19 protein-coding genes are annotated in these 20,142 nt (G+C 63.1%); 11 read left to right on the forward strand and 8 right to left on the reverse strand.

The window, feature by feature from the left end:
- Nucleotides 1-58: 58 nt before the first annotated feature.
- From MF4836_RS21055 to MF4836_RS21070, 4 genes are all read left to right on the forward strand, one after another.
- Nucleotides 59-1,582, forward strand: a complete 1,524-nt coding sequence (locus tag MF4836_RS21055) for a fumarate hydratase (RefSeq protein ID WP_020297224.1) — start codon at nt 59-61, stop codon at nt 1,580-1,582.
- Between the two features lie 154 nt (nt 1,583-1,736).
- Entirely contained in the window at nt 1,737-3,500 is a 1,764-nt protein-coding gene (locus MF4836_RS21060) for an ATP-binding protein (RefSeq protein ID WP_078471883.1), read from the forward strand.
- Nucleotides 3,494-4,825, forward strand: a complete 1,332-nt coding sequence (locus MF4836_RS21065) for a sigma-54-dependent transcriptional regulator (protein ID WP_078471884.1) — start codon at nt 3,494-3,496, stop codon at nt 4,823-4,825. Before MF4836_RS21060 ends, MF4836_RS21065 begins: the two co-directional genes overlap by 7 nt.
- A gap of 205 nt (nt 4,826-5,030) precedes the next feature.
- Complete coding sequence (locus tag MF4836_RS21070; protein ID WP_078471885.1) at nt 5,031-6,350, forward strand: MFS transporter; 1,320 nt, start codon at nt 5,031-5,033, stop codon at nt 6,348-6,350.
- A gap of 93 nt (nt 6,351-6,443) precedes the next feature.
- On the opposite strand, the gene MF4836_RS21075 is transcribed toward MF4836_RS21070, so the two are convergent.
- On the reverse strand, nt 6,444-7,199 hold the full coding sequence (locus MF4836_RS21075; protein WP_078471886.1) for a COG4705 family protein: 756 nt from the start codon (nt 7,197-7,199) through the stop codon (nt 6,444-6,446).
- Nucleotides 7,200-7,575: 376 nt separating this feature from the next.
- On the opposite strand from MF4836_RS21075, the gene MF4836_RS21080 reads away from it, so the two are divergent.
- Complete coding sequence (locus MF4836_RS21080) at nt 7,576-7,950, forward strand: heme utilization protein (RefSeq protein ID WP_078471887.1); 375 nt, start codon at nt 7,576-7,578, stop codon at nt 7,948-7,950.
- A 175-nt stretch (nt 7,951-8,125) separates the two neighbouring features.
- Nucleotides 8,126-8,755, forward strand: coding sequence for a flavin reductase family protein (locus tag MF4836_RS21085; RefSeq protein ID WP_078471888.1), 630 nt, complete (start codon nt 8,126-8,128; stop codon nt 8,753-8,755).
- Here the strand turns inward: MF4836_RS21085 and MF4836_RS21090 are convergent.
- Entirely contained in the window at nt 8,748-9,020 is a 273-nt protein-coding gene (locus tag MF4836_RS21090) for a hypothetical protein (RefSeq protein WP_078471889.1), read from the reverse strand. The two genes, MF4836_RS21085 and MF4836_RS21090, sit on opposite strands and share 8 nt — an antisense overlap.
- A 9-nt stretch (nt 9,021-9,029) precedes the next feature.
- On the reverse strand, nt 9,030-9,395 hold the full coding sequence (locus MF4836_RS21095) for a putative quinol monooxygenase (RefSeq protein WP_043229407.1): 366 nt from the start codon (nt 9,393-9,395) through the stop codon (nt 9,030-9,032).
- 327 nt (nt 9,396-9,722) lie between these two features.
- Between MF4836_RS21095 and MF4836_RS21100 the strand changes: the two genes are divergently transcribed.
- The gene (locus MF4836_RS21100; protein WP_078471890.1) at nt 9,723-10,652 is read left to right on the forward strand and encodes an AraC family transcriptional regulator; all 930 of its coding nucleotides are present in this window, start codon (nt 9,723-9,725) and stop codon (nt 10,650-10,652) included.
- A gap of 34 nt (nt 10,653-10,686) precedes the next feature.
- Here MF4836_RS21100 and MF4836_RS21105 read toward each other — a convergent pair whose 3' ends face one another.
- Both MF4836_RS21105 and MF4836_RS21110 read right to left on the reverse strand, forming a co-directional pair.
- Nucleotides 10,687-12,135 carry an aldehyde dehydrogenase family protein gene (locus tag MF4836_RS21105; RefSeq protein WP_078471891.1) on the reverse strand — a complete coding sequence of 483 codons (1,449 nt, stop codon included), beginning with the start codon at nt 12,133-12,135 and terminating at the stop codon, nt 10,687-10,689.
- Entirely contained in the window at nt 12,132-13,769 is a 1,638-nt protein-coding gene (locus MF4836_RS21110; RefSeq protein WP_078471892.1) for a 5-guanidino-2-oxopentanoate decarboxylase, read from the reverse strand. Before MF4836_RS21110 ends, MF4836_RS21105 begins: the two co-directional genes overlap by 4 nt.
- 159 nt (nt 13,770-13,928) lie before the next feature.
- Here MF4836_RS21110 and MF4836_RS21115 point away from each other — a divergent pair, with 159 nt between their 5' ends.
- Nucleotides 13,929-14,810, forward strand: coding sequence for a LysR substrate-binding domain-containing protein (locus MF4836_RS21115; RefSeq protein WP_078471893.1), 882 nt, complete (start codon nt 13,929-13,931; stop codon nt 14,808-14,810).
- A 69-nt stretch (nt 14,811-14,879) separates the two neighbouring features.
- On the opposite strand, the gene MF4836_RS21120 is transcribed toward MF4836_RS21115, so the two are convergent.
- Together MF4836_RS21120 and MF4836_RS21125 are read right to left on the reverse strand one after the other, a co-directional pair.
- Complete coding sequence (locus tag MF4836_RS21120; RefSeq protein ID WP_078471894.1) at nt 14,880-15,494, reverse strand: NAD(P)-dependent oxidoreductase; 615 nt, start codon at nt 15,492-15,494, stop codon at nt 14,880-14,882.
- A 73-nt stretch (nt 15,495-15,567) separates the two neighbouring features.
- Nucleotides 15,568-16,452, reverse strand: a complete 885-nt coding sequence (locus MF4836_RS21125; RefSeq protein WP_078471895.1) for an MBL fold metallo-hydrolase — start codon at nt 16,450-16,452, stop codon at nt 15,568-15,570.
- A 114-nt stretch (nt 16,453-16,566) separates the two neighbouring features.
- On the opposite strand from MF4836_RS21125, the gene MF4836_RS21130 reads away from it, so the two are divergent.
- Entirely contained in the window at nt 16,567-17,472 is a 906-nt protein-coding gene (locus MF4836_RS21130) for a LysR family transcriptional regulator (protein WP_078471896.1), read from the forward strand.
- Nucleotides 17,473-17,613: 141 nt separating this feature from the next.
- A complete protein-coding gene (locus tag MF4836_RS35605; protein WP_020298624.1) occupies nt 17,614-17,790 on the forward strand; it encodes a hypothetical protein in 177 nt (58 codons plus the stop codon).
- An 8-nt stretch (nt 17,791-17,798) separates the two neighbouring features.
- Here the strand turns inward: MF4836_RS35605 and MF4836_RS21135 are convergent, their stop codons facing one another.
- Nucleotides 17,799-18,695: a helix-turn-helix domain-containing protein gene (locus MF4836_RS21135; protein ID WP_078471897.1), complete on the reverse strand. Its 897-nt coding sequence runs from the start codon at nt 18,693-18,695 to the stop codon at nt 17,799-17,801.
- Nucleotides 18,696-18,884: 189 nt separating this feature from the next.
- Here MF4836_RS21135 and pobA point away from each other — a divergent pair, with 189 nt between their 5' ends.
- Nucleotides 18,885-20,069 (forward strand): 4-hydroxybenzoate 3-monooxygenase, encoded by a 1,185-nt coding sequence (pobA, locus tag MF4836_RS21140; RefSeq protein WP_178102974.1) that lies wholly within the window; start codon nt 18,885-18,887, stop codon nt 20,067-20,069.
- Nucleotides 20,070-20,142: the final 73 nt, after the last annotated feature.

Raw genomic sequence — 20,142 nt, forward strand, 5'->3', positions numbered from 1 at the left:
TGCACCCAAGCTGCAAGCACCTTATTAAATGTTCCCGTCTTTTAGAGGAGCGCGACTCATGACCGTGATCAAGCAAGACGACCTGATACAGAGCGTTGCCGACGCCCTGCAGTTCATTTCCTACTACCACCCCGTGGACTTCATCCAGGCGATGCACGAGGCCTACCTGCGCGAAGAATCGCCGGCAGCCCGTGATTCCATGGCGCAAATCCTGATCAACTCGCGCATGTGTGCCACTGGCCACCGCCCGATCTGCCAGGACACCGGCATCGTTACCGTATTTGTCCGCGTAGGCATGGACGTGCGCTGGGATGGCGCGACCATGGGCCTGGACGACATGATCAACGAAGGCGTGCGTCGCGCTTACAACCTGCCGGAAAACGTCCTGCGGGCTTCGATCCTGGCCGACCCGGCGGGCGCGCGTAAAAACACCAAGGACAACACCCCGGCGGTCATCCACTACTCCATCGTCCCGGGCAACACTGTGGAAGTGGACGTGGCGGCCAAGGGCGGCGGCTCCGAGAACAAGTCGAAAATGGCCATGCTCAACCCGTCCGACTCGATCGTCGACTGGGTGCTCAAGACCGTTCCGACCATGGGCGCCGGCTGGTGCCCACCGGGCATGCTGGGCATCGGCATCGGCGGCACCGCCGAGAAAGCCGCAGTGATGGCCAAGGAAGTGTTGATGGAATCCATCGACATCCACGAGCTCAAGGCCCGTGGCCCGTCCAACCGTATCGAAGAGATGCGCCTGGAGCTGTTCGAGAAGGTCAACCAACTGGGCATCGGCGCCCAGGGCCTGGGTGGCCTGACCACCGTGCTCGACGTGAAGATCATGGATTACCCGACCCACGCCGCCTCCCTGCCGGTGTGCATGATCCCCAACTGCGCCGCCACCCGCCACGCGCACTTCGTGCTCGACGGTTCCGGCCCGGCATCCCTGGAAGCGCCACCACTGGACGCCTACCCGGAAATCGTCTGGGAAGCCGGCCCGTCGGCCCGTCGCGTCAATCTCGACACCCTGACCCCGGAAGACGTGCAGAGCTGGAAGCCGGGCGAAACCGTGCTGCTCAACGGCAAGATGCTCACCGGTCGCGACGCGGCGCACAAGCGCATGGTCGAGATGCTGAACAAGGGCGAAACCCTGCCGGTAGACCTCAAGGGTCGCTTCATCTACTACGTCGGCCCGGTCGATCCGGTCGGTGACGAAGTCGTGGGCCCTGCCGGCCCGACCACCGCCACGCGGATGGACAAGTTCACCCGGCAGATCCTCGAGCAGACCGGCCTTCTGGGCATGATCGGCAAGTCCGAGCGCGGTCCGACCGCGATCGAGGCGATCAAGGACAACAAGGCCGTGTACCTGATGGCCGTCGGCGGCGCAGCCTACCTGGTGGCCCAGGCGATCAAGAAATCCAAGGTCCTGGCGTTCGCCGAACTGGGCATGGAGGCGATCTACGAGTTCGAGGTCAAGGACATGCCGGTCACCGTGGCCGTCGACAGCCAGGGCGAGTCGGTGCACATCACCGGCCCGGCGATCTGGCAGAAAAAGATCAGTGAAAGCCTGGCGGTAGAAGTGCAGTAAGGCTTCCACGCGTCAACCCAGGCGGCGGCGCTGTTCATTGAACGGCCCGCCGCCTTTTTCATGGGCAGATTTCACCGGCGAAACTGTCCACGATCAACGCCCCGTGGGGCACTCATGCTATCGTTCCCGCCCCCATTGCAGCCTGCCCTGACTCATGGCCCAGATCTCGCGCCCGCTACGCCTGACGTTTTATTCCCTGGTGATTCTCGCTGGTGCCGTCATCAGCGCCGGCCTGGCCATGCATCACGCCGAACGCCAGGCCCTGGTCGATGACGCCGCCCGGGCCAACGAACAACTCGGGCTGTACGCCAATTCCCTGCACACCCTGATTGAACGCTATCGCGCGCTGCCGGCCGTGCTGGCCCTGGACCCCGAGTTGCGCAGCGCCCTCAGCGGCCCGCTGGGCGCCGAGCAACAGGATGCGCTGAACCGCAAGCTGGAAAAAATCAACGGCGCGGCCCGCTCCTCGACCCTCGAGCTGCTCAACCACGACGGCCTGGCCGTGGCCGCCAGCAACTGGCGCCTGCCCAGCAGTTATGTCGGGCACAACTATGGCTTTCGCCCTTACTTCAGCCAGACCCGCAGCCAGGGCACCGGACGCTTTTACGCGGTGGGCGTGACCAGTGGCATTCCCGGCTATTTCCTGTCCAGTGCGGTCAAGGGCGACGCCGAAGAATTCCTCGGGGCCATGGTGGTAAAGCTGGAGTTTCCGGAGCTGGAACGTGAGTGGAGCCAGGGCAGCGACACCCTGCTGGTCAGCGACGCCCGGGGCATCATTTTTATCGCCAACCAGCCTGGCTGGCGCTACCGCCAATTGCGCCCGCTGTCCGACAGCGAGCTGGCGGACATCAAGACCACCCGCCAATACGACAAGCAACCGCTGACACCGCTGGAACATCAGACCCTCAGGCACTTTGACGACAACAGCAAGCTGACCCGGGTCAACGGCCCGCAGGGCAATGCCGACTACCTATGGGAGTCCCTGCCCCTGAGCGCCGAAGGCTGGACCCTGCACCTGCTGCGCCGGCCCCAGGTCGACGAAGACCGACGCAACGCCGGGCTGGCCGCCGCCGGCGCCTGGCTGACCCTGGTCTTTCTGCTGCTGTTCCTGACCCAGCGCTGGCGCCTGGCCAAGTTGCGCCAGCGCAGCCGCGAAGAACTCGAACAACTGGTCGAGGAGCGCACCCGCGACCTGCGCACCGCCCAGGATGGCCTGGTGCAATCGGCGAAGCTGGCAGCCCTCGGGCAAATGTCAGCGGCCCTGGCCCATGAGATCAACCAGCCGCTGACCACCCAGCGCATGCAACTGGCTACCCTGCGCCTGTTGCTGGATCACGGTCGGGTCGATGATGCCTACAAGGCTCTGCGGCCACTGGATGACATGCTGACGCGCATGGCCGCCCTCACCGGACACCTCAAGACCTTCGCCCGCAAAAGCCCCAGCGGCCTGCGCGAGCGCCTGGACCTGGCCGCGGTGGTGGATCAGTCCCTGCAACTGCTCGAGACACGCCTGCGGGATGAAAACGTCGAGCAGGTGCTGCACCTGACGCGCCCGGCGTGGGTCCGTGGCGACGCGATCCGCCTGGAGCAAGTGCTGATCAACGTGCTGCGCAACGCCCTCGACGCCATGCACGACAAGCCCCACCGGCGCCTGGAAATCCGCCTCGAAGCCGATGACCAGCTGTGGAGCCTGAGCATCGCCGACAGCGGCGGCGGGATTGCCGAGGAACACCTGGCCAATGTCTTCGACCCGTTCTTCACCACCAAGCCGGTGGGCGACGGGCTGGGCCTGGGGCTGGCGGTGTCCTACGCCATCATCCACGAGCTGGGCGGGCGCCTGACCGCCGCCAATCAAGGCGAAGGCGCGGTGTTCACGCTGTACCTGCCCATCGATCTGGAGGCGCACATCCAATGCTGAATTCGGTGCTGGTGGTCGATGACGAAAGCAGCATCCGCAGCGCCATCGAACAGTGGCTGAGCCTCTCGGGCTTCGACGTGCAGTTGTTCAGCCGCGCCGATGAGTGCCTCGCGCACCTGCCGGAGCATTTACCCGGGGTCATTCTCAGCGACGTGCGCATGCCCGGCATGAGCGGGCTGGAACTGTTGGCCGAGGTCCAGCGCCGGGACCCGGACTTGCCGGTGATTCTGCTGACCGGCCACGGCGACGTGCCGATGGCCGTGGAAGCCATGCGCGACGGCGCGTATGACTTCCTGGAAAAACCCTTCAGCCCCGACGCCCTGCTCAGCAGCCTGCGGCGAGCCCTCGACAAACGCCGCCTGGTCCTGGAAAACCGCGCCCTGCACCAGTTGGCGGACAACCGCGCGAAGCTGGATGCCACGCTGCTGGGGGTATCCCGCGGGTTGCAGACCCTGCGGCGCCAAGTCCTGGACCTGGCCGCGCTGCCGGTCAATGTGCTGATCCGCGGCGAAACCGGCAGCGGCAAAGAGTTGGTTGCGCGCTGCCTGCACGACTTCGGCCCGCGCGCCAGCAAGCCGTTCGTGGCATTGAACTGCGCGGCAATTCCCGAGCAACTGTTCGAGGCCGAGCTGTTCGGCCACGAGAGTGGCGCCTTTACCGGCGCCCAGGGCAAACGCATCGGCAAGCTCGAATACGCCGACGGCGGCACGCTGTTTCTCGATGAAATCGAAAGCATGCCCCTGGCCCAGCAAGTCAAACTGCTGCGCGTGCTGCAAGAACAGAAGCTCGAACGCCTGGGCTCCAACCAGAGCATCCATGTCGACTTGCGGATCATCGCCGCCACCAAGCCCGACCTGCTGGACGAAGCCCGCGCCGGGCGCTTTCGCGAGGACCTGGCGTATCGGCTGACCGTGGCCGAGCTACGCCTGCCGCCCCTGCGGGAGCGGCGCGAGGACATTCCGCTGTTGTTCGAATCCTTCGCCCAACACGCCGCCGAGCGTCTGGGTCGCACCTTCCCGCCCCTGAGCGGGCCGCAGTTGAGCCACCTGCTGAGCCATGACTGGCCGGGCAACGTGCGCGAACTGGCCAACGTTGCCGAACGCCAGGTGCTGGGGCTGGGGCTGGGCGAGCCGGAGCCAGTGGGGATCGACCCGGGGCAATCCCTGGCGGCGCAGCAGGAGGCGTTCGAGGCCCACTGCCTGCGCTCCGCCCTGACCCGGCACAAGGGTGACGTGAAGGCCGTGCTCGAAGAGCTGCAACTGCCGCGCCGGACCTTCAATGAAAAGATGCAACGCCACGGCTTGAACCGGGAAATGTTCTTGTAGGCGCCCGCCGTGATCGACGACCTTTGCCACCCCCGCTCGGCAAGTTTCCGCTTACACACCTGCCTTCGATAAGCGGATTTCCGCCTATTCAAATGCCCTACCCCCTCTAAACCGGCCTTCTTCGACCTGGCACAGCTCCTGCTATAGCCCACCCAGGCTGCGTTTACGCGCGCTCCAAAAAAACAATTAGATGAAGGATCCTTCAATGGATAACTCCAACGCCCTGCCTCTTGGGTCGGCTGCCGTGCCAGCCAAAGCCCGAACCACTTCCAGCCGCATCAAATCGATCTTCAGTGGCTCGGTCGGCAACATGGTCGAGTGGTACGACTGGTACGTCTATGCGGCGTTCTCGCTGTACTTCGCCAAGGCCTTTTTCCCCAAAGGCGACACCACCGCCCAATTGCTCAACACCGCCGCGATCTTCGCCGTGGGCTTCCTGATGCGTCCGATCGGTGGCTGGCTGATGGGCCTCTACGCCGACAAGGTCGGTCGCAAAAGCGCATTGATGGCCTCGGTCTACCTGATGTGCTTCGGCTCGCTGCTGATCGCCCTGAGCCCGGGTTACGAAACCATCGGCATCGGCGCGCCAATCCTGCTGGTGTTCGCACGCTTGCTCCAGGGCCTGTCGGTGGGTGGCGAATACGGCACCTCCGCCACTTACCTCAGCGAAATGGCAACCAAGGAACGTCGTGGTTTCTACTCCAGCTTCCAGTACGTGACCCTGATCTCCGGCCAGCTCATCGCCTTGGCCGTACTGATCGTGCTGCAACAGCTCCTGACCACCGAGCAACTGTACGCCTGGGGCTGGCGCATTCCGTTCGCCATCGGCGCGCTGTGTGCCGTGGTCGCGCTGTACCTGCGTCGTGGCATGGAAGAAACCGAGTCCTTCACCAAGAAAGAGAAGGCCAAGGAAAGCGCCATGCGCACCTTGCTCCGTCATCCCAAGGAACTGCTGACCGTGGTCGGCCTGACCATGGGCGGTACCCTGGCGTTCTACACCTACACCACCTACATGCAGAAATACCTGGTGAACACCGTCGGCATGAGCATCTCCGACTCCACCACTATTTCCGCGGCGACCCTGTTCCTGTTCATGTGCCTGCAACCGATCATCGGCGGGCTGTCGGATAAAGTCGGACGCCGGCCGATCCTGATTGCCTTCGGGGTCCTCGGTACCCTGTTCACCGTGCCGATCCTCACCACCTTGCACACCGTGCAAACCTGGTGGGGCGCGTTCTTCCTGATCATGGCCGCGCTGATCATCGTCAGCGGCTACACCTCGATCAACGCGGTGGTCAAAGCCGAGCTCTTCCCTACCGAAATCCGCGCCCTGGGCGTAGGCCTGCCCTATGCGCTGACGGTGTCGATCTTCGGCGGCACCGCGGAATACATCGCGCTGTGGTTCAAGAGCATCGGCATGGAAACCGGCTACTACTGGTACGTCACCGCCTGCATCGCCTGTTCGTTGCTGGTCTACGCGACCATGAAAGACACCCGCAAGCATTCGCGGATCGTGACTGACTAAGCGTTCAGCCAGTAGCAAAAAAGGGCGCTGTCATTCGATGACCGCGCCCTTTTTCATGCCTGCAAGCCTCTGCCCCTGGCCGTGCTCATCGGCTCAGGACGGCTCGGCCAGCGCCTGGCGCCCGAACTTACGCTGGGCATAGGTCGCGCCGATAATCATCACCAGCAGGATCCCCGCCAACACCGCCGAGGAGCCGATGGTGCCAAAATCCAGGCCGCCCTTTTCATGGGGTTTGGTCAGGAAATCCCCCAGGGTCGCGCCGAATGGCCGGGTCAGCACGAATGCCGCCCAGAACAGCAGCACCGACGAAATCCGAGTGAAGTACTTGAGCAGCACCACCACGGCGATGGTGGCGCCGATAAACAATGCGCCGCCGGCAAAACCCAGGCCCGAATCATCTGCCAGGTAGTCGCCCAGGGCGGTGCCCAGGGTGTTGGAAAACAGAATCGCCATCCAATAGAACATCTCCCCCCTGAAGCTGTGGATCTTGTTCACGTTCAGCGAATCGCCGCTCAGGCGCCAGGCCGCGAAGATCGCCAGCAGTATTGCAATCAGGATCATCGAGCCAGTGGCGTAGCCCAGCCCCAGGGTGCGGTCCATGAAGTCCGACATGGTGGTCCCGGCCGTGCTGGTGGAGAGGATCACGATCCAATACAGCACCGGGTTGTAGGTCCTGGAAAACAGTTGGGTGATCAGGGTCAGCACGAACACGCTGATCAGGATCATCGAGCTGATGGCATAGCCGACATTCAAGGTCATCGACAACAGGTCCCCGGCGGTTTCTCCGAGGGTGGTTGCGCAGATTTTCATGACCCAGAACGCCAGGGTGATCTGAGGAAGTTTATTCATTCGCGGTATCGCTCCAGGGCTCTATTCAAGACGGCCTGTCGTCGAATGCAGGCCTGGGCGAAGGCTGCGGGGCGCGCAGTGAAAAATAGGTCTGTGGCGCATGAAAAATCCGTTGATCGCGATTCCACAGCCCGGATTAACAGATTAATGATCCGTTAATGCTCGGGTCGCAGCCTGCAATTGAATCCATAACACCGTCCCATACGTATACAGAACACGGGCCCCACCGCAGTTATTTGCAGTCACTTGTGACGGCCTTAACATCGATCAAATCGATTAATTTAAGCGCTTTTTTGCGCTTTTTAATCAACTTACACGGAGTAATATCTATTTCACGCCCAACGCACACACCCTTGACGAACCTGGAGTCACTCTCATGAAAAGCAAACTGATCATCGCCCTGACCCTTTCGGTACTGGCCGCCAACGCCTTCGCTGCCGATGGTTATGACCGTACCGGCTCGGCCACGCTGGCCGCTGACGGCTACGATCGCACAGGCTCGGCCACCGTTGTCGAAGACGGCTATGACCGCACCGGTTCTGCCACCTTCGCCGCTGACGGCTACGACCGTACCGGTTCTGCCACAGTCGCTGAAGACGGTTATGACCGCACCGGCTCTGCCACAGTCGCTGAAGACGGTTACGACCGTACCGGCTCTGCCACATTCGCCGAAGACGGCTACGACCGCACCGGTTCTGCCACGGTCGCTGAAGACGGTTACGACCGCACCGGCTCTGCCACCATCAGCTAATACCCACGCGCGGCATCACAGCCCGGCTTCGGCCGGGCTTAGTCGTTTTAGGGTGGGGAGAAAACCACCGTACCTCGTTTGAAAGCCGGCCATCGTCTGACCATCGATGCTGGAATTAGCGCCTCGCGCCCGGCACTATGGCGCCCTCGGATCACCGCACCTCAGGAGCCCCGCCATGCCCGACGATATCCACTACTACGAACCCGCCCAGGGCCACGGCCTGCCCCATGACCCGTTCAACGCCATCGTCGGCCCGCGCCCTATCGGCTGGATTTCCTCACAGGACACCCAGGGCCGGCTGAACCTGGCGCCCTATAGCTTCTTCAATGCCTTCAACTACATTCCGCCGATCATCGGGTTCTCCAGCGTCGGGCGCAAAGACAGCCTGAACAACATCGAGCAGACCGGCGAATTTGCCTGGAACCTGGCGACCCGGCCCCTGGCTGAGCAGATGAACCAGAGTTGCGCCTCCGTGCCGGCCGATGTCGACGAGTTCGAATTGTCGGGCCTGACCCCGGTCGCCTCGAAGGTGATCGCCGTACCGCGGGTAGCCGAAAGCCCGGTGTCCTTTGAATGCAAGGTCACGCAGATCATTCAATTGCAGCGGGCAGATCAGGAGCTGGTGCCAAGCTGGCTGATTCTCGGCGAAGTAGTCGCCGTGCATATCGCCAAGTGGCTGCTCAAGGATGGGGTGTACGACACCGCCGCGGCAGAACCGATTCTGCGCGGCGGCGGGCCAGCGGATTATTTCCAGCTGGGGCCTGAGGCCTTGTTCAAGATGTACCGCCCGGGGGCAGTCAGATAGTTTTCCAGGACAGCTCGCCGTCCTCATCGACGTCGATCAACTGCTCAAGCTTCTGCGCAGCAGCCTGGTCGGCGTCATCGGCGGTCTTGAATTTCTGGTCATCCAGTACTTTATGAAAACGCGGAGCCCCTGAACCACCCAGGGCCTTGATGGCGATAGCGGCGCTGTAACCGCCTTCACCCGGTACCACGGCGGATACCGCTTCGAACTGCGCAAACTCTTTACGTGCCATGTTGCTGATCCTGGCCAATGGAAAGTCGGCCATTCTAAACCTTCAACTGGCCAGTTTGTGCACCGGGGCCTGGTTCAGTTGCGCGTATTCGCCATGGGCCTCGGCGGCCGAGATATGGCTGAAGGTATGGAAGTCCAGGCTGTTGACCACCAGGTCCTGCACCAACTCGGTAAAAATCGCCATGGCGGGCGAACTGAAGTAGGCGGTCATCGCCTGCTGACTACTCCAGAAGCCGGAAACCATCCACAGCTCGGCATCGCACTGCGAGTGCTGCAACGCGAAATGCAGGCAACCGGGTGTCTGGCGCGACGGCTCGATCAGGCTGCTCAAGCGCGCGCCCAATTCCGTGGTACGCCCGCTGCGGGCACGGACGAAAGCCATATGACTGACAGGACTATGCGTGGACATCTGCGACCCTCCCAGGGTGTTGTCGAGGCAGCCATGGGACGGGCTGCGACAGGATCAAAGATTAAACGGCCGCAGCAGCCGCCGTTAGTCGAATCCTGTCGGCCTTTTGCACAATCCTGCGAGTAGCGCGAGATGGGATCACCGCACGCCCGACAGTCCTGGAAAAACCATACGACTGTTTCAAGCAAGTGACACCCGCGCCGAAACACGTGTTGTGTCTAATACGCGCGGGCGCTGCAGAATCAGGCAAGTTTTACGCAGGAATCGCCTACCCATGGTTCTTGCACAAATTTAAGCTGTGCCCATCAGAAACGCCGGAGGCTTCCCATGTCGTCACTCGAATATCCGCAAGCTCCGCTGGATCCGGACATGGAAAAACAGCGCGCCGAGCTGGCCGGAATCATTCGCCGCAACACCAGCGAAGACGGCAGCTACGCCACCGCCATCCACTCACTGTTTGTTTCGCGCCACAGCAGCTCCCACCAGTTCGCCCCGGTACTGGCCCAGCCCGCGCTGTGCATCATGGCCCAGGGGCGCAAAGAGGTACGGCTGGCCGACGAAACTTTCAACTACGACCCGCTCAATTACCTGGTGGTGTCGGTGTCGGTGCCCTTGAGCGGCAAAGTCGCCATCGTTTCGCCCGAAGAGCCGATCCTGGCCTTGCGCCTGGACATCGACCCCACTGAAATCAGCACCCTGATCGCCGATGCCGGCCCCCTGGGAGTTCCGACCCGGCCCACTGGGCGCGGCCTGTATGTCGAACAACTCGACCCGCCGATGCTCGATGCCGTGCTGCGCCTGACCCGTTTGCTGGACACGCCGAAAGACATCGCGATGCTCGCGCCGCTGATCCGCCGGGAAATCCTCTATCGGCTGCTGCGCAGCAAGCAGGGGCATCGGTTGTATGAAATTGCCATCGCCAACAGCCAGAGCCATCGCGTCAACCAGGCCATCAAGTGGTTGAACGGCAACTATGAACAGCCCCTGCGCATCGATGACCTGGCGCGGGAGGTCAACCTCAGCGTCTCGACCCTGCACCATCGCTTCAAGGCCATGACCGCCATGAGCCCGCTGCAGTACCAGAAGCAACTGCGCCTGCAGGAAGCGCGACGCCTGATGCTCGCCGAAGGCCTGGAGGCCTCCGCCGCCGGCTACCGCGTGGGCTACGAAAGCCCGTCCCAATTCAGCCGCGAGTACAGCCGCCTGTTCGGCGCCCCACCGCTGCGCGACATGGCGCGCCTGCGCATCAGCGTCTGAATCCAGCGCCGCCAGCGACGCTGGATACGCCGGTTCAGCGGGCCCGGATCACGTGTTTGATTTCCTGGAAGGCCTGCAACCCCCAAGGTCCCAACTCGCGGCCGATGCTGCTCTGTTTGTAGCCGCCCCACGCCGCTTGCGGAAAAATCACCTGGGGCGCGTTGATCCACACCAGCCCGGCCTGCAACTCGTTCGCCACCCGTTCGGCTCGCTCGGTGCAACCACTGACCACGCTCGCCACCAGGCCGAACGCGCTGTCATTGGCCAGGTCCACGGCCTCCTGCTCGCTGGCGAAACTGCGTACGCAGAGCACCGGGCCGAAGATTTCCTCGCACCACAGCGCGCTGTCCAGAGGCACCTGGGTGAAGATCGTCGGCTCAATGAAATAGCCACGGGGCAGCGCCGGTGGACGTCCGCCACCACACACCAGCTTGGCGCCGACACTCAGCCCAGCCTGGATATGGCCCAAGACCCGCTGGTACTGCGCCTGATTGACCAGCGCTCCCATGTCCACCTCGGCGGCGAACGGGTCAGCGACCCGGATCGCCTCGGCCCGAGTCTTGAGGCGCAGCAGAAACTCATCCGCCAGCTCTTCGGCCACCAGCACCCGACTGGTGGCCGAGCACATCTGCCCGGCGTTGAAAAAACCACCGCCACAGGCCAGCTCTACCGCCAGGTCGAGATCGGCATCGGCCAGCACCAGCAACGATGATTTGCCGCCCAGTTCCAGGCTGACGCCCTTGATGCTTTCTGCTGCACGCTGCATGACCTGGACCCCGACCGCATTGCTGCCGGTAAAGGAAATCTTCGCCACCCGCGGATCGGCCGCCAGCGGTGCGCCGACTGCCAGGCCAGTGCCGCACACCAGGTTGAACACGCCATCGGGCAAACCACTGTCGGCGATGATTGCCGCCAGCTCCAGCTCCGGCAGCGGCGTCACCTCGGACGGTTTGAGGACCACGCTGCACCCGGCCGCCAAGGCGGGCGCCAGCTTCCAGGCCGTGGTCACCATGGGGAAGTTCCAGGGCACGATCAAGCCAACCACGCCGCAGGGTTCGCGACGCAGGCGAGCGCTGAAGTCGTCACTGGGCAGGGGCACATCCGCGTCCTGGGCGGCATCCAGGCTTTCGGCCAGGCCGGCGTAGTATTCGAAGGTGGCAATCACATCATCCACATCGATAACCGCTTCGAATTGCGGCTTGCCGTTGTTGCTCGATTGCAGCTGCATCAGGCGTTCGCGGCGTGCGGCAACGCCCGTGGCAATCTTGCGTAAGACCACGGCACGCTCGGCGCCGCTGCACGCGGACCACACGCGAAATCCCGCCTGGGCGGCGCGTACCGCCTGCTCCACATCCTGCCCGTCGCCCCCGGCGACTATCGCCAAAGGCTGCTCCGTGGACGGGTTGATCACCTGCAAGCGTTCGCTGCCGGCGCGCCATTGGCCATTGATGTACAGCCCATTCGACAGATTCATTGTGCTCATGCCTGCACCGCCTGCATCCAGCCGGCCTGGTCGATTTCAATCAGGCTCGGCCCCTGGCGTGCGGCGGCGGCACGCAAGGCGTTGCGCAACTGCTCGACACTGCTGATGGCTTCGGCGGCGCAGCCCAGGGCCTTGGCCACACCGATAAAGTCCGGGGTGTAAATGTCCACGCCCACCGGCGTGATGGCGCGGTTGACCATGTATTTCTTGATCTCCTCGTAACCCTGGTTATTCCACAGCAGGACGATGATCGGAGTCTGGGCCTCCACGGCGCTGGCGAGTTCCGCCAGGGTGAATTGCAGACCGCCATCGCCAATCAGACAGGCCACCGGGCCACGGGCACTGCGCTCGGAAGCCCCGCCCAGCCAGGCGCCGACCGCTGCCGGCAAGGCATAGCCAAGGGTGCCGTAACCGGTGGACGAGTTGAACCAGCGCCGCGGCTGCTCGGGGTTGAAGGTCAGGTTGCCGCTATACACCGGTTGCGTGGAGTCACCGACGAACACGATCTCCGGCAGCTCCTGAAGCACGGTGTGCAACAGCTGGGTCTGGGCACGGGTCGGGGCGTCCCAGGCGCTGTCCAGTTCCCGGCGCAGGACTGCCGCGCGGGCCTGGCCCCATTCTGCGGCGCGCTCGGCTAGCGGCTGTTGGCTCAACTGCGCCAGCAAGGCCTCGGCGGCCATCTGGGCATCGGCCACCAGCGCCACCTGCGGCGGGTAGTTGCGCACGGTCTGGTCCGGGTCGATGTCGATCCGCAGCAGCACCCCGGGAATCTCGAAACCACCGGCGAAGGTCACGTCGTAATCGGTCTCGGCCAGTTCGGTGCCGATGGCCAGGACCACATCAGCCTCTGCCACCAGGGCCCGGGTGGCGACCAGGGACTGGGTCGAGCCGATTAGCAGCGGATGCGAGGACGGCAGCATGCCCTTGGCGTTGATGGTCAGGGCCACGGGCGCTGCCAACAGCTCCGCCAGTCGGGTCAACGCAGCCGCCGCATCGATCGCGCCACCGCCGGCGAGGATCAACGGGCGCCGGGCGCTGGCCAGGCGCTGGCTCATCTGCGTGATGGCGGCAGGTGCGGCGCCGGCACGGGCGATGCTGACCGGGGTGCTGGCGAGCAGATCATCAGCCTCTTCAACCAGCACATCGAGAGGGATTTCAATATGCACCGGACGCGGACGCCCGGCCTGGAACAAGGCGAAGGCCCGGGCCAATACCCCCGGCAGCTCGGCGGCGGACATCAGGGTGTGGGAAAACGCTGCCACGCCGCTCACCAGAGCCGCCTGGTTCGGCAGTTCGTGCAGCTTGCCGCGCCCACCGCCCAACTGGCTGCGCGACTGCACGCTGGAAATCACCAGCATCGGAATCGAATCGGCGTAGGCCTGGCCCATGGCCGTGGTGATGTTGGTCATCCCCGGGCCGGTGATGATGAAGCACACCCCCGGCTTGCCGCTGGTGCGTGCGTAGCCGTCGGCCATGAAACCGGCGCCCTGCTCGTGACGCGGGGTGACGTGGTTGATACTCGACCCGGCCAGCCCACGGTACAGCTCGACGGTATGCACCCCGGGAATGCCGAAGACCTGCTCGACCCCATATCCCTCAAGTAACTTGACCAGTACTTCGCCGCACGTCGCCATTTCATCGCCCTTGTTATTGGATGGACACCGGGCGTCGGCGGCCTGCTTGAACTCGCCATCAAACGCCCGCAGAAGGGGTATTGGAACGGCGGGCCCGTAGCCGGGACAATGGATAAAAAGTCATACTAGCCATGTCCCCACGTCATACCTTGGCCCCCCATGAAACGCCTCCCGCCCCTGCCCGCGCTGCACACATTCCTGATCACCGCCCAGTGCTGCAATTTCACCCGCGCCGCCGAGCAATTACACATCACCCAGGGCGCGGTGAGCCGGCAGATCGCCGGGCTGGAAAGCCACCTGGGTTACCCGTTGTTTCAGCGCCAGGCGCGGGGCTTGAGCCTGACCGCCGAAGGGCTGGAATGGCTGCCCCGGGTGCAGCAGGTGTTCGAATTGATCAATGGCGCGGTGGATGAAATTGGCGCGCAAAACCACAACCTGCGCCTCAAGGCCCCGACCTGCGTGATGCGCTGGCTGCTGCCGCGCCTGCTGCAATGGCAGAAGGAGCGCCCGGAAGTGCCGGTGCAACTGACCACCACCGTGCAGCATGGCGTGGATTTCAGCCGCGAGCCGTTCGATGCGGCGGTAATGTATGGCGCCCCGCCCACCCCGACGCTGGGGTCGCGGCACCTGTTCAACGAACAGCTGACACCGGTCTGCTCCCGACCGCTGCTGGAGGGTTCGGTGCCACTCAAGACCCCGGCGGACTTGCAGCAGCACCTGCTGCTGCACCCGTCCCATGACCAGCGCGACTGGCAAAGCTGGTTGAAAGCCGCCGGCACGCCATTGAAGACCCTGGGCAAGGGCCAGCATTTCGAGACCCTGGACCTGGCGATGTCCGTGGCCTCGCAAGGTTCTGGCGTGGCGATGGGCGACTGGGCATTGATTGGCGACGACCTGAGTGCCGGGCGGCTGGTCATGCCCTTTGATTTGAAGGTGCCGACGGGCCAGGCCTACTACCTGGTCTACCCGGAACGCCCGGGGCCTTCGGCGGCCTTGCAAGAGTTGCTGGATTGGCTGATAACCCAGGCGCAGCAACGCTAACCACCAGCCTGTAGCCGCTGCCGCCAGGCTGCGCTGGGCCGGTGGGGCGCCGTGGTAACCGGCCCCTACTCAATAACCAACCGTAAACCGCTGACGGCTGTGGGCCGGTTTTTCCACTTCGTCGATCAAGGCAATGGCGTAGTCGGCAAAGCTGATCCAGCTACGTCCTTCGGCACTGACCAGCAGATGATCCTGGCCAAGGCGAAAATGCCCGGTGCGCTCACCCTCGACGAACTCCGCCGAGGGCGAGAGGAAGGTCCAGTCCAGATCCTGTTCCTGGCGCAGGGTGTCGAGGTAGACGCCACCGGCGCTGGCTTCGGCCTTGTACTCCGGCGGGAAGCCAGGGCTGTCGATGACCTTGCCGCCATCGGGCAACAGCAGCGAACCGGCACCACCAACCACCAGCAGGCGCTTGACCCCGGCCTTTTTCACCGGCTCGATGATGGCGCTGGCGGCGATGGTGGAGAAATGCGCGGCACTGATCACTGCATCGTGACCGGCCAGCGCCGCTTGCAACGCTGCGCTGTCGGCAACGTCGACCTCACGGGTCACCACACCGGCACGCTGGCCGATCTTTGCCGTGTTGCGGGCAATCGCGGTCACGCTGTGACCACGACGCAGGGCTTCTTCCAGCAATTGGCTACCGGCACGACCGGTGGCACCAATGATTGCGATCTTGCTCATGACAGTTCTCCAGTTGCGATAAGTGCTAAAGGGCCTCCCGCGCCAGGCGCGGGAGTGAATCAAACCGATCCGCTCACCACTTCATCTCGCCCTTGGCGACTTTGGCGCTGAGTTCCAGGGAGCTTTCTTCGCCAAGGTTCGGGTAGCGCTTTTTCATGGCCGCGATCAACTCGGCAGAGTTGCTGGCCTTGGCGGTTTCTTCGTCGAAAGCCTTGATGTATTCGGCAGTGAACTGCACCGGCGCCAGGGACCGGGCACTGTCACCCAGGAAGTGCCCCGGAATCACGGTCTTGGGCTGCAGGCCCTGGAGGGTCTGCAGGGTGCTCAACCAATCCTGGTGCGATTGCGCGCTCTGGGTGTCGGCCATCCACACGTGGATGTTTTCCGCGACCACGACGCCACCCACCACGGCCTTGATCGACGGGATCCAGACAAAGGTCCGATCCGGCTGCTTGCCGTCCAGACCGATGATGTCGAGCTTCTGCCCTTCCAGGGTCAGGCTGTGGCCCTTGAGCACAGCGGGAACGATGGTTTTGCCCGGCACGTCGGCGCCCATTTTCGGCCCCCAGAAAGCCAGCTTGCCCTCAACAGTGGACTTGATGTGCTCGACCGTTGGCTGCGAGGCCACGACCTTGGCCTTGGGAAACGCCGCGGTGATGGTCTCAAGGCCGAAGTAATAGTCCGGATCGCCATGGCTGATGTAGATGGTGGTCAACTGTTTGCCGCTGGCGCGAATTTTCTCGACCAGTTGCTCGGCCTGGGACTTGCCGAATTGGGCATCCACCAGAATGGCTTCCTTCTTGCCGCTGACCAGCACCGAGCTCACCGGAAAGATTGCCGCCGCGCCCGGGTTGTAGACATCCAGGGTCAACCCGGGCTCGGCCGCTGCGGCATGGGCGGCAAAACCCACGATAGCGCTGGCCAGCAGCAGGCGTTTGAGTGAGGTGAATCCGATCATGGGGCAACTCCAGAGTCTGTGGGCTTGGCTTTCGATGGGGGGGAGCTTAGTTGCGTCAGTCGGTACAAAAAATGCGATGCTGGAACATAGTTTGTTTCTGAAAGCGGGCAAATCATGGATCGTCTTCAAGCAATGCGCGTGTTTGTCAGTGTGGTCGACCTCGGCAGCCAGTCGGCCGCCGCCGATCACCTGGATCTGTCGCGCCCGGTGGTTTCGCGTTATCTGGCGGAGTTGGAGGATTGGGTCGGCGCGCGGCTGATGCACCGCACCACCCGCAAACTCAGCCTGACAGCGGCGGGCAGCGAAATCCTGCCGCGGTGTCGGCAGATGCTGGAGCTGTCGAACGACATGCAGGCGGCGGTCAGTGAACCGGATGACGCCCCGCGCGGACTGCTGCGCATCAGTGTCAGCACCTCGTTCGGCCAGGCCCAACTGGCTGACGCCATGGCCGCCTACGTCAAGCGTTACCCCGGGGTCAGCATCGATTTGCAGATGCTCGACCGCACGGTGAACCTGGTGGATGAACGCATCGACCTGGCGATCCGAACCAGCAACGACCTGGACCCGAACCTGATCGCCCGTCGCCTGACCGTCTGCCGCTCGGTGATCTGCGCCTCACCGGCCTACCTGGGCGAGCACCCCACACCGCAGCGGGTGGAAGAGTTGAGCGAACACAACTGCCTGACCCATTCCTACTTTGGCAAAAGCCTGTGGCATTTCGAGCAGGCGGGTGAACAGCTGTCAGTTCCGGTACAGGGCAACATCAGCGCCAATGAAGCCAGCACCTTGCTGCGTGCCGCCATGGCGGGTGCCGGGATCGCCATGCTGCCCACCTACCAGGCCGGCGTGCACATCCACAGCGGCGAGCTGGTGCGCCTGCTGCCCGATGCCGAGCCGCGGCAGATGAACATGTATGCGGTGTACGCCTCGCGCAAGCACATGCCTGCCGCGTTGCGCAGCATGCTGGACTTCCTGGTGCTGAGATTTCCCGAAGAACCGCAGTGGGACCAAGGCCTGTAGGCGGTAGCCGCGCGCAGCCGATCAACCGGCTGAATACCCCGTCAACCATGCAGACCTGCGGTCTGGCAACTCGGCAGCGCTGGCCTATGCTGATTAAGTAGCCCTTCAATCAATGGGGCTACTCGTTCAGAGGTGCTAGCCATGAACATCAAAACAAGAAGGTATCTGGCGATCTTCCTGACCTGCGGCGCAACCCTGGCGCTTTACGGCACCGCGGCCTACCGCGTCGAACAGGCCCGGCAATTGCCCCGGGTCTACGCCAGTTGCAGCCTTGAGCACTGCATCCCGCACTCGGCCACGTTGAACGCCTTGCGGTAAGGCGCTGCTCAATCCTCGCTGGCCTGGTCGACCTTCAACCGGTCGCGGAAGGCCTTGGGCGAAATACCAATGCGACGCCGGAACATCCGGGTGAAGTTGGTCGGGTCGGAAAAGCCCAGGCTGTCGGAAATCTCGTAGATGGTCATCCAGGTGTACGTCAGCAGGCGCTTGGCTTCGAGCAACTGGCGTTCGTGCATGATCTGCAACGCTGGCTGCCCGGCCAGTTCGCGGCAAGTGCCGTTGAGGTGCGAAACCGAAATCCCCAGTTTGTGCGCCAGGTCCTCGACCTTCACGTGCTCGCGATAGTGCGTCTCCACCAGTTGCACAAAACCATTGAAGTACTCCCGGGCGCGCTGCGGCCGCTGATTGGCGCTGCGGCGCTGGATCGCCTGGCGGCTGACCCAGACCACGATGGTGCTGACCAACGCGTGCATGAGCATTTCGCGGGCCGGCTCATGCCCTTGATATTCCTGCTGCAAGGCGGCGAACAGGCCGTTGAGGTATGACCCGTCGGCGCGCGCCGGATAGCTCTCGGCCAACGCCAGGGCATTCACCGACTGCCCCAATTGCGCCTGCAGGTGCGCCACCAGCGGTGCGGCCAGCGTCAGCACATACCCTTCTATGTCCTCGGAAAAACGGAAGCCATGCACCGACAACGGCGGCAGCACCTGCAGCGCCGATTCCCCCAGCAAGGTGCGCTGCCCTTCTATCTCGAGTTCCGCCTGCCCACGGTGGACGAACAGTAATTGACCGAGGTCGGCGTGCCGGTGCGGCTTGATTTCCCAATGGTGTTCGCGACTGCGTTTGCTGATGGTTTCGCAGTGCAACAAGTCCGGGGTCGGCCAGCCCAGGCTCTCGCCATAGAGTTTGAACACCGGGATGGAAGAAAGGGCAGGCTTGTTCATAACTGCAATCCAGGCCTCAGAGTGACGGGCGATAATCGCACCGATTGGTGAAATGAACAGGTATCGGCTTAGTTTTAACCTTCAATTGACAGGTTCACCGGTGAAAAATGCAAGCACTCGAAACATAAAAAAACCATTCACCGAACCTTGTTCGGCTGAAGCTTGCGAGTCATAAAAACAATGAAAACCCTGAAAACCCAAGTCGCCATCATCGGCGCCGGCCCCTCCGGCCTGCTGCTCGGCCAACTGTTGCACAACGCCGGCATCGACACAGTGATCGTTGAACGCCAAGACCCGGACTACGTCCTGGGTCGCATTCGCGCAGGCGTCCTGGAACAAGGCATGGTCGATCTGCTGCGCCAGGCCGGCGTCAGCCAGCGCATGGACGCCGAAGGCCTGGTGCATGGCGGCTTCGAGCTGGCGTTCGACGGTCGCCAGGTGGCCATCGACCTGCACGCCCTGACCGGCGGCAAGAACGTGATGATCTACGGCCAGACCGAGGTCACCCGCGACCTGATGCAGGCACGCGAAGCCGCCGGCGCAGTGACCCTTTATCAAGCCCGCGACGTGCAGCCCCACGGCATGAAAAGCGAGCAACCCTACCTGACCTTCGAACACGACGGCGAAGCGGTGCGCCTGGAGTGCGACTACATCGCCGGCTGCGACGGCTTCCACGGTGTGGCGCGGCAATCGATTCCCGCCGAATCCCTGAACATTTTCGAACGGGTCTATCCCTTCGGCTGGCTGGGCATCCTGGCCGATACCCCGCCTGTCCACGAAGAACTGGTGTACGCCCGGCACGCTCGCGGCTTCGCCCTGTGCAGCATGCGCTCGACCACCCGCACCCGTTATTACCTGCAAGTGCCGGCCGATGAACAGGTCGAGAACTGGTCCGACCAACGTTTCTGGGACGAACTCAAGAACCGCCTGCCAGCCGCCCTGGCCGAGCGCCTGGTGACCGGCCCGTCGATCGAGAAAAGCATCGCACCGCTGCGCAGCTTCGTGGTCGAACCCATGCAGTACGGGCACATGTTCCTGGTGGGCGATGCCGCGCACATCGTGCCGCCAACGGGCGCCAAGGGCTTGAACCTGGCGGCCAGCGACGTCAGCACGCTGTTCAACATCCTGCTCAAGGTCTACCGCGAGCAACGCACCGACCTCTTGGAGAAATACTCGGAAATCTGCCTGCGCCGGGTATGGAAAGCCGAACGTTTCTCCTGGTGGATGACCTCGATGCTGCACCAGTTTCCCGATGCCGACGCGTTCAGCCAGCGCATTACCGAAGCAGAGCTGGATTATTTCGTCAGCTCCGAAGCGGGACGAAAAACCATTGCGGAAAATTACGTCGGCCTTCCTTACGAGGCTATCGAGTAGGAGGCTATCGAGTACACTAGCGCTCATTCCCGCTAGCCTTGCACCCTGCGGGTCCATTACTGCCCGCAGGTTT

This window comes from Pseudomonas sp. MF4836, assembly GCF_002018875.1.
GTDB lineage: Bacteria > Pseudomonadota > Gammaproteobacteria > Pseudomonadales > Pseudomonadaceae > Aquipseudomonas.